The sequence below is a fragment of the Pigmentiphaga sp. genome, from assembly GCF_019689535.1.
Taxonomy (GTDB): Bacteria; Pseudomonadota; Gammaproteobacteria; order Burkholderiales; family Burkholderiaceae_B; genus Pigmentiphaga.
In genome coordinates this window covers 1-8,481 of record NZ_JADGHH010000155.1, presented here as the reverse complement: position 1 = coordinate 8,481, position 8,481 = coordinate 1, and the positions used below count along the sequence as shown (strand labels likewise).

The 8,481-nt window shown below is 66.3% G+C and carries 9 protein-coding genes; 3 read left to right on the top strand and 6 right to left on the bottom strand.

The window, feature by feature from the left end:
• From IRZ12_RS13130 to IRZ12_RS13120, 3 genes are all read left to right on the top strand, one after another.
• Window positions 1-391 (top strand): MFS transporter (locus IRZ12_RS13130; protein WP_296469152.1); only part of this gene is annotated, 391 nt, incomplete at its 5' end.
• A 136-nt stretch (window positions 392-527) separates the two neighbouring features.
• A complete protein-coding gene (tadA, locus tag IRZ12_RS13125) occupies window positions 528-1,034 on the top strand; it encodes a tRNA adenosine(34) deaminase TadA (protein WP_296469150.1) in 507 nt (168 codons plus the stop codon).
• Window positions 1,031-2,080, top strand: coding sequence for an LD-carboxypeptidase (locus IRZ12_RS13120; protein WP_296469148.1), 1,050 nt, complete (start codon window positions 1,031-1,033; stop codon window positions 2,078-2,080). Before tadA ends, IRZ12_RS13120 begins: the two co-directional genes overlap by 4 nt.
• 25 nt (window positions 2,081-2,105) lie before the next feature.
• On the opposite strand, the gene mnhG is transcribed toward IRZ12_RS13120, so the two are convergent.
• From mnhG to IRZ12_RS13090, 6 genes are read right to left on the bottom strand one after another with little or no spacing between them, the layout of a single operon-like run.
• Entirely contained in the window at window positions 2,106-2,564 is a 459-nt protein-coding gene (gene mnhG / locus IRZ12_RS13115) for a monovalent cation/H(+) antiporter subunit G (RefSeq protein ID WP_296469146.1), read from the bottom strand.
• Window positions 2,561-2,839: a K+/H+ antiporter subunit F gene (locus IRZ12_RS13110; protein WP_296469143.1), complete on the bottom strand. Its 279-nt coding sequence runs from the start codon at window positions 2,837-2,839 to the stop codon at window positions 2,561-2,563. The genes mnhG and IRZ12_RS13110 overlap by 4 nt, the downstream gene beginning before the upstream one ends.
• Window positions 2,836-3,327, bottom strand: a complete 492-nt coding sequence (locus IRZ12_RS13105) for a Na+/H+ antiporter subunit E (RefSeq protein WP_296469140.1) — start codon at window positions 3,325-3,327, stop codon at window positions 2,836-2,838. The genes IRZ12_RS13110 and IRZ12_RS13105 overlap by 4 nt, the downstream gene beginning before the upstream one ends.
• Window positions 3,324-4,973 (bottom strand): monovalent cation/H+ antiporter subunit D, encoded by a 1,650-nt coding sequence (locus tag IRZ12_RS13100; protein ID WP_296469138.1) that lies wholly within the window; start codon window positions 4,971-4,973, stop codon window positions 3,324-3,326. The genes IRZ12_RS13105 and IRZ12_RS13100 overlap by 4 nt, the downstream gene beginning before the upstream one ends.
• Window positions 4,970-5,311, bottom strand: a complete 342-nt coding sequence (locus IRZ12_RS13095) for a Na+/H+ antiporter subunit C (RefSeq protein WP_296469136.1) — start codon at window positions 5,309-5,311, stop codon at window positions 4,970-4,972. The genes IRZ12_RS13100 and IRZ12_RS13095 overlap by 4 nt, the downstream gene beginning before the upstream one ends.
• Window positions 5,311-8,220, bottom strand: coding sequence for a monovalent cation/H+ antiporter subunit A (locus IRZ12_RS13090; protein WP_296469134.1), 2,910 nt, complete (start codon window positions 8,218-8,220; stop codon window positions 5,311-5,313). The genes IRZ12_RS13095 and IRZ12_RS13090 overlap by 1 nt, the downstream gene beginning before the upstream one ends.
• Window positions 8,221-8,481: the final 261 nt, after the last annotated feature.

Sequence of the window (8,481 nt, the reverse complement as noted above, 5' to 3'; positions counted from 1 at the left end):
CTTGGGCAAGCTGCCGGACCAATTGGGCGGCCGCCAGGTGGCCCTGGTTTCTCTGGTGGTCGAGGCGCTCGGGCAGGGCTTGCTTTGGATCGCGCCCGATCCCGTGTTTGCGCTCGCCGGAGCGACGCTGACGGGGCTCGGTTTTTCCTTGGTGTTTCCGTCCATGGGGGTGGAGGCCATGCGGCGCGTGCCTGCGCAAAGCCGGGGCGTGGCGGTGGGAGGTTTTCTCGCCTTCGTGGACGTCACGGCGGCGGTGACCGGGCCACTGGCCGGCCTGTTGATCGGTGCGCTCGGATATCGCTCGGCTTTCCTGGCGGGCTTGGCCGCGTGCGTGGCCTCCGCCGCTCTGATTGCCTTCGGCATGGGCGGCGGCGATCGCTCGCAGACGTGATTGCCGGGAGCGGGGCGCCGCCGTGCCACTCGTCCGTCGCGTGCCGCTGCAGGTAAGATGGGGTTGCCGACGGCGCCGGCCGTCCTTCTAGGCCTCATGGACGGGGTAGAATGCGCCCGTTCCCCATTCGATATCCATGTCTGAATCTCCCGATGCCATCTTGATGCGCCGCGCGCTGGCCCTGGCCGAGCAAGCCTGGCGGGACGGCGAGGTACCGGTGGGCGCGGTGGTGTGTGATGCATCGGGCCGCGTCATCGGCGAGGGCGCCAATCGCCCCATAGGCAGCTCCGACCCCACGGCCCATGCCGAGATCCAGGCCTTGCGCCAGGCATGTCGTGCCGTCGGTAACTATCGTCTTCCCGGTGCCACGCTGTACGTTACGCTCGAGCCTTGTGCCATGTGCATGGGGGCCATGCTGCACGCTCGTCTTGCGCGGGTGGTCTATGGCGCGTCCGATCCCAAGACCGGCGCTTGCGGCGGGGTGCTGGACCTGCCGTCCATTTCCGTGCTGAACCACCAGACCCGCGTGGAGGGCGGTGTCTTGGCCGACGAGTGCGGCGATCTGCTCCGGGCGTTCTTCCGTCAAAAACGCGAGGCGGCGCGCGCCGCCTCGAATCCCCCCTTTCCATCCGGATCCGCATGAACCGACGCCATTCCCGAGCCACGCCCTCAGCCCGCGGCGACGCGGGCCACGCACACCATGCGCATGAACATGGCCACGAGCATGGTTCTGCCCACGATCCAGGCCATGGCGCGCATGACCACGGCCAGTACGGCTTTCCCGCGTTGGGGCGCAAGCCCGGCGTTTACCTCGTTTCGCCCTCCGGGGCGGTGCCAGAGCGCGAGAGGATCGACCAGGCTCGCGTCCACCTCAAGGCGCTGGGCTTTCAGCCGGTCTTGGATCGCGCAGCTTTGCTCCGCGACCAACGCTTCGCCGGCACGGACGAACAGCGATTGGCGGCGCTGGAGCGGGCGTGCTCCCAAAAGCACCCCATCGTCATGGCCACGCGCGGCGGGTATGGCTTATCACGCCTACTTCCCCGCATAGACTGGAAGGCCATGGCAGACAGCGGCAAGCGCTTCGTCGGGCACAGCGACTTCACGTTCTTCCAGCTCGCGTTACTGGCCAAGACCGGAGCCATCAGCTATGCGGGCCCCATGGCATCGTTCGATTTTGGCGGCAAGCGCGTCGACGATTTGACCGCCGCCCTGTTCGCCGAGGCTTTGCGCGGGGAGCTGGAGATCCTCAGCTTCGAGTCGGAGCAGGCCGATCCGGTGGATTGCCGCGGCATCCTTTGGGGGGGGAATCTCGCGGTTCTGACATCGCTCCTGGGCACGCCGTACTTTCCGCGCATCCGCGGCATCCTTTTCCTGGAAGACGTCAACGAGCATCCCTACCGGGTCGAGCGGATGCTGGTGCAATTGGCCCAGGCGGGCGTGCTCGCCAAGCAGCGCGCCATCGTGCTGGGCAGTTTTACTGACTACAAGCTTACGGCGCACGACGACGGCTACGACTTGTCCTCGGTCATCGCGTGGCTGCGCAAGGAAGTCAAGGTTCCCGTCGTACCGGGCCTTCCGTTCGGGCACGTCCGGACCAAGGCCACGCTGCCGGTCGGGGCGAAAGTCGGGCTCGCCACTGAAGACGGCATGGCTTACCTCGTGTTCGCGGAGCACGGGCACGCACACTGAGCGCCAGGCCCCGCGGCCGCGGCGGCTAGCGCTCGCCTCCGGGCCCGCCGGCAGGCGGAGGCGCCTTGTCGGCGTCAACCCGGTGCTCGTCGTCGATGTCGTCTGTCGTATAGTGCGGCGGCTCGGCCCCGGGGCCAGGAGGCCGGTCGGGCGCGGGCACCGCCTTGCCGGCGCGACGGTGACGATACAGGGCTGCCCGCGCTAGCATGAGCGTGGTGGCGGGCACCGTCAGCGTCAGGAAAATCGCGATGAGGATTTCATGCAGGGCGGGGCCGTCGCTGGTCAGGCTGAAATACAGCATGGAGGCGATCGCGAGGGAGACCATGCCCATCGTGGCGCCGAGCGTGGGGCCATGCAAGCGCTGATAAAAGCTGTGGAAGCGCCAGAGCCCCAGGCAGCCGATCAAGGTCAGCAGCCCGCCGAACACGAGCAGCGCGGAAATCAGGAGGTCCGCCCACAGGGGGAGCACGAGTTCCGTCGTCATTCGATGACCTCTCCGCGCAGCAGGAATTTGGCGAGCGCTATAGAACTGACGAAGCCGAGCAGGGCGATGGTCACGGCCGCTTCGAAGAATTCGGTGCTGTCGAAGCGTATGCCCAGCACCAGCAGCATGAGCATGGCGCAGATATACATGGTGTCCAGCGCCAAGACCCGGTCCTGGGCCGCAGGACCCTTGATGAGGCGCATTGCCGCCAGCACCATCGCCAAGGCGATGCACAGCATTGCGAACAGGCTGGCCCAGCCGAGTACGTTCGTCATTCGAAAATCTCCATCAAGGGGCGCTCGTACCGGGTCTTGAGCAAATTGATCCAGTATTGTTCATCGTTCAGGTCCAGGACGTGAATGATGAGCGCACTGCGGTCGTCGGTCAGCTCGACGCACACCGTGCCGGGAATCGCCGTGATGATCAGCGACAGCGTCATCAAGCCGTGGGGATCGCGCAGGTCGAGCGGCAGGCGGATGAAGCCGGAGTTATTGCGGCGCTGCCGGGACCCAAGAACGATGCGGGCGACCTCGAGGTTGGACCGGAAACTGTCGACGATTACCACGCCCAGCAGCCGCAGGGCGGCGCCCGGGCGCCGAAGGCTTGCGCGGACCGGGCGCAGTGGTGCCGTCCACAGGGGCAGCACGATGGCGAGCAGCGATCCGAGCAGCAGGTGGCCGAGCGAGAAGGCCTGGTTGAGGACCAGCCACATCGCGAGGAGGAAAAGCGACGTTCTGGGCCAGGGCAGGATGCGCTTGATCATGGCGAGATCCCTCCGCGGTGGTCGGCCTGGCGCGCAGAAAGGACGCTGCGCACGTATTCCTCGGGATGGTGAAGGGCGTTGGCTGCGTCATGGAAATAGCGCATGGCCGACTGGGCCTGCAGCATCAGGACGATGCCCAGCACGAGCATGACCGTGATCGGGAAGACCTCGATCACGCGCAGCCGTGGCGGCGTGCGAACAGTCGGGACCCAGAACGAGCGGATGCCGATGCGGGTGAGCGAGACGACGGTGGTGAGCCCGGAGGCGATCAGCAGCGCAAGCAGCACCCAGGCCAGCAAGGGCTCGGGATGGCCGATCTCCGGCGTGAGGCCGTCCGGGTTCAAGATCGCGGTCAGCAGGACGAACTTCGCGACGAAGCCCGACAGCGGCGGCATCCCCGCGATGACCAGCGCGCAGGCGATGAACGCGAGGCCGAGAAAGGCCATTGCCGCCGGAATGACCACGCCCACGTCGGTCGAGTTCATGTCGTCTTCGGGGTCGGTGCTGCGGTCCAGGCCGAAGGCCTCGAGCGTGATGGCGAGCAGGTCGGCGCCGAAGGTGCGGCTGCGCTCCATCAGCTCATGCAGCAGGAAAAAGGCGCTCAGCGCCAGCGTCGAGCTGACCAGGTAGAACAGGGCTGCGGCGGTGACGCTGGTGCGGCCAAAGCCGATGGCAGCGAGCAGGGTACCGGAAGAGATGATCACGGCGAACCCCGCCAGGCGCCCGGTATTTTGTGAGGCCAGCATGCCGAGCGTGCCGAAGGTGAGCGTGGCCAGGCCGATGTAGAGTACCCAGGGCTGCACCAGGCCGCTCGATTCACCCGCCCGTTCGCCGAATAGCAGCAAGGACAGGCGCAGGATGACGTATACCCCCACCTTGGTCATGACCGAGAACAGTGCTGCGGCCGGAGGGCTGGCCGCAGCATAGGACGGCGGCAGCCAGAAGTTGAGCGGCCAGGCACCCGCCTTGAGCAGAAAGGCTACGCCCAGGATCGCCGCACCGGCTTCCATGAGCATGCGATCGGAGCCTGCCACCTGGCCGATGCGCACGGCGATGTCGGCCATGTTGAGCGAGCCGGTCGTGCCATAAATCATCGCAACGCCGATCAGGAACAGCGACGAGCCTGCCAGGTTGACGGCGATGTAGTGCAGGCCCGCCTTGACCCGCTGAGGACCGGAGCCGTGCAGCAGCAGGCCGTAGGAGGCGGCCAGCAGTATTTCGAAGAAGACGAAGAGATTGAATAGGTCCGCCGTCAGGAAAGCGCCGTTCAGCCCCATGAGCTGCAGCTGGAACAGGGGGTGGAAGTGCACCCCGGCGCGGTGCCAGCGCGCCAGCGAATACATCAGCGAACACAGGGCGATGGTCGCGGTGAGCACCAGCATCAAGGCCGAGAGCCTGTCCAGCGCCAGCGCGATGCCGAAAGAGGCCGGCCAGTTGGCGGCCAGGTAGACGGCTACCTGCATCGGGCCCTCGTCGGCCTGGCGCAGCAAGGCAACGGCGACGAACAGCAGGGCCACGGTGGCTACCACGTTGAGGCCCGCCTTCAGGGTGGCCCGGCCTTCTCCCAGCAGCAGCATCACCCCGCCCATGGCCATGGGCAGGACGATGGGGACGATCAGCAGATGGTCGCGCCAGTCGAGCATCATTCACCCTCCCTGCCGTCGACATGGTCGGTGCCGCTCAGGCCGCGTGACGCGAGCAGGACGACGAGGAAGAGCGCGGTCATGGCGAAGCCGATGACGATGGCGGTCAGCACCAGCGCTTGGGGTAGCGGGTCGGCGTACTCGGCAACTTCGCTGGCCCGGCTCGCCTGCAGGATGGGAGTCTGGTCTACGGACAGCCGGCCCATGGAAAAGATGAAGAGGTTGACGGCATAGGAGAGCAGCGAGATGCCCATGATGACTTGGAAGGTGCGGGGTCGCAGCAGCAGCCAGATGCCGGACCCCCCCAGTACGCCGATGGCGATGGCGATGATCAGCTCCATCAGGCGCCTCCCGTGTGGGGCCGCTCGCCGTCGGCGTGCTGGATGACGCGGTGGCTACGTATCGACTGGTGGGCGAGGGCGGTGAGTATCAGCATGGTGGCTCCGACAACCAGGCAGAACACGCCCAGGTCGAAAAAGAAGGCGCTGGGCAGGTGGATCTCGCCAATCAGCGGCAGGTCGAAGTGCAGGTTATGGGAGGTCAGGAACGGGTAGCCGAAGAGCCAGGCGCCCATGCCGGTCAAGACGGCGAACAGCAGGCCGAGCCCCATCCAGCGTTGCGGATGGAGACGCATCTTGGATTCGACCCAGGCCGTGCCGCCCGCGATGTATTGCAGGATGAAGGCAACCGATAGCGTCAGCCCCGCGACGAAGCCCCCTCCCGGCAGGTTATGTCCGCGCAGGAACAAGAAGGCGGCAAACAGGGCGATGATGGGCAGGGCGAGGCGGATGATGACCGACGGCAGCAGCATGTACCCCACCGCCGGGTCGTCGCCCGCGCGCGCAGCGGCGTCCGTCTTGCCCTGGTCGATCTGCTGGTGGGGCAGCGGGATGCTCTCCGGCGCCGGGCGGAAGCGGCGCAGCAGCGCGTAGACGGTCAACGCTACGATGCCCAGCACCGTGATTTCCCCAAGCGTGTCGAAGCCCCGGAAGTCGACGAGGAGGACGTTGACGACGTTGGTGCCGCCGCCTTCGGTCAGGGACCGTTCCAGGAAGAAGTTCGAGACCGTGTCCGGATAGGGACGGGTGAGCACGGCGTAAGCCAGCAGCGCCATGCCCGCGCCGCCCGCCAGCGCGATGGCGAGGTCGCGAACGCGGTGCGCCCAGGCCATGAGCGGCACCCGTATGCCGAGCTCGGCCGGCTCTTTGCGGCGCGGCAGCCAGCGCAGGCCGAGCAGCAGCAAAATGGTGGTGACCGTCTCTACCAGCAATTGCGTGAGGGCGAGGTCCGGTGCCGAGAACCAGACGAAGGTGATGCAGGTGATGAGCCCCGCGCCCCCCATCATGATGAGCGAGGCCAGCCTGTGGTATTTGGCCTGCTGGGCGGCGCCGACGGCGCACGCGATGCCGATCAGCCACAGGAAGAGGAAGGCGGGATCGACTGCCGAAGACTGCGATGCCGGCAGCAGCACGGGCCGTCCGTAGAGCGTGAGGCCGGCAACGAGTATGGAGAACGCGACGATGCCCAGCAGCTGGGGCTGCAGGCCGCGCGCTCCCAGGCTATTGGTGAGGCGGTCGGCGAGCCAGGTGGCGAAGCTCATGAAGCGTTCGAAGGCGCGCTTGCCGTTGAACCGGTAGAAGAGCGGCAGGCGCTCGACCGTGCTCAGCCTCAGCGTCTTTTGCAAGACCAGGTAAAGCGCGGTTCCTCCCAGGAGCGCCACCAGGCTCATTACCAGGGGCAGGTTGAAGCCGTGCCAGATGGCGAGGCTATAGCTGGGAGTGTCGTCGCCCAGTATGGCGCGCACTGCCGAAGCCAGGAACGGCGCGATGGTATAGCCCGGCGCCACGCCCACGGCTAGGCACAGAAACGCCAATACCTCGGCGGGGAAACGCATCCAGCGGGGAGCCTCGTGCGGCGTGCGCGGCAGGTCGTGCGGCGGCGGGCCGAAAAAGACGTCGTGCAGGAAGCGCCAGGAGTACGCCACGCTGAAGGCCCCGGCCACCGTGGCGGCGGTAGGCAGCGCATGGCTCATGCCGACGGCGTTGCCCACGACCACCGCTTCCGTGAAGAACATCTCTTTGGAAATGAAGCCGTTGAGCAGGGGCACGCCTGCCATCGCCGCGCCAGCCACCATGGCCAGCGTGGCGGTGATGGGCATGACGCGGGCCAGGCCGCTGAGGCGCCGGATGTCACGGGTACCGCATTCGTGGTCGATGATGCCTGCGGCCATGAACAGCGATGCCTTGAACGTGGCGTGGTTCATGATGTGGAATACCGCGGCGACCAATGCCAGCGGGCTGCCCAGGCCCAGCAGCAGCGTGATGAGGCCGAGGTGGCTGATGGTGGAGTAGGCGAGCAGCCCTTTCAGGTCCTGCTGGAAGATCGCTGCATAGGCGCCCAGCAGCAATGTGCACAGGCCGGCGCCGCCGATGATCCAAAACCACTGCTCCGTGCCTGCGAGGACGGGCCAAAGCCTGGCGAGCAGGAATACGCCCGCCTTGACCATGGTGGCCGAATGCAGATAGGCCGACACCGGCGTGGGCGCCGCCATGGCGTGCGGCAGCCAGAAGTGGAACGGGAACTGGGCACTTTTCGTGAGCGTGCCCAGGGCGATCAGCACCAGCGCGACGCTGTAGACCGGATGCGAGCGGATCAGGGCGCCCGAGGCGAGGACGGTTTCCAGGTCGTAACTGCCGACGATGTGCCCAAGCACCAGGATGCCCGCGAACAGGCACAGCCCGCCGGCTGCCGTGACGGTCAGCGCCATGCGCGCGCCGCGCCGCGCGTCGGGGCGATGGTGCCAGTAGCCGATTAGCAAGAAAGAGACCAGGCTGGTCAGCTCCCAGAACAGCGCCAGCTGGATGAGGTTGCCCGACATCACGACGCCCAGCATGGACCCCATGAATGCCAGGAAAAAAGAGAAAAAGCGCGGCACTGGGTCTTCCGGTGACATGTAGTAGCGCGCGTAGAGCACGACGAGCAGCCCGATGCCGCTCACCAGCAAGGCGAACACCCATGCTAGCCCGTCCATGCGCAGCACGAAATCCAGTCCCAGCGAGGGCAGCCATGGGATTTCGTAGCGAATGACCTTGCCGTATGAGATGTCGGGATAGAGCAGGGCGGCCTGTATCGTTCCCGCCAATGCGATCAGGCCCGCGAGCCAGGCCTCGCGATTGCGCGCATTGGCGGGCAGCAGGGCCGCCACGGCGCTACCCGCGAAGGGCAGCGCTAGAAGCAACAGCAGCGACATAGGGGGCGGTCACTCTCTTATGGTTGGAGGTCGGATGGGGTTTCACGCGAGCATCGGCGAGAATGGTAACAAACCACAGGCCCCGTCCGGGGGGCATGGCCGAGCTTCGCATCGCGGGGCGTTCTATTGTGTAAACGCAGGGGCCGCGCTGGGGCCGGCCTGTTAAACTATTAGGTTGATCTTTGCGCTGCGCGCAAGGCGCCTGCGCCATCCTCCGTTTCTTGCGAGTCTTTTTCCGTCGTGATCTCCACCGCCAACCTC

Bases quoted from the DNA above. Each gene is read 5' to 3' on its own strand.
- IRZ12_RS13110 (WP_296469143.1), bottom strand. From the start codon at position 2,839: ATGACGAACGTACTCGGCTGGGCCAGCCTGTTCGCAATGCTGTGCATC.
- IRZ12_RS13100 (WP_296469138.1), bottom strand. From the start codon at position 4,973: ATGATGCTCGACTGGCGCGACCATCTGCTGATCGTCCCCATCGTCCTG.
- IRZ12_RS13120 (WP_296469148.1), top strand. From the start codon at position 1,031: ATGAACCGACGCCATTCCCGAGCCACGCCCTCAGCCCGCGGCGACGCG.
- IRZ12_RS13105 (WP_296469140.1), bottom strand. From the start codon at position 3,327: ATGATCAAGCGCATCCTGCCCTGGCCCAGAACGTCGCTTTTCCTCCTC.
- mnhG (WP_296469146.1), bottom strand. From the start codon at position 2,564: ATGACGACGGAACTCGTGCTCCCCCTGTGGGCGGACCTCCTGATTTCC.
- IRZ12_RS13090 (WP_296469134.1), bottom strand. From the start codon at position 8,220: ATGTCGCTGCTGTTGCTTCTAGCGCTGCCCTTCGCGGGTAGCGCCGTG.
- tadA (WP_296469150.1), top strand. From the start codon at position 528: ATGTCTGAATCTCCCGATGCCATCTTGATGCGCCGCGCGCTGGCCCTG.
- IRZ12_RS13095 (WP_296469136.1), bottom strand. From the start codon at position 5,311: ATGGAGCTGATCATCGCCATCGCCATCGGCGTACTGGGGGGGTCCGGC.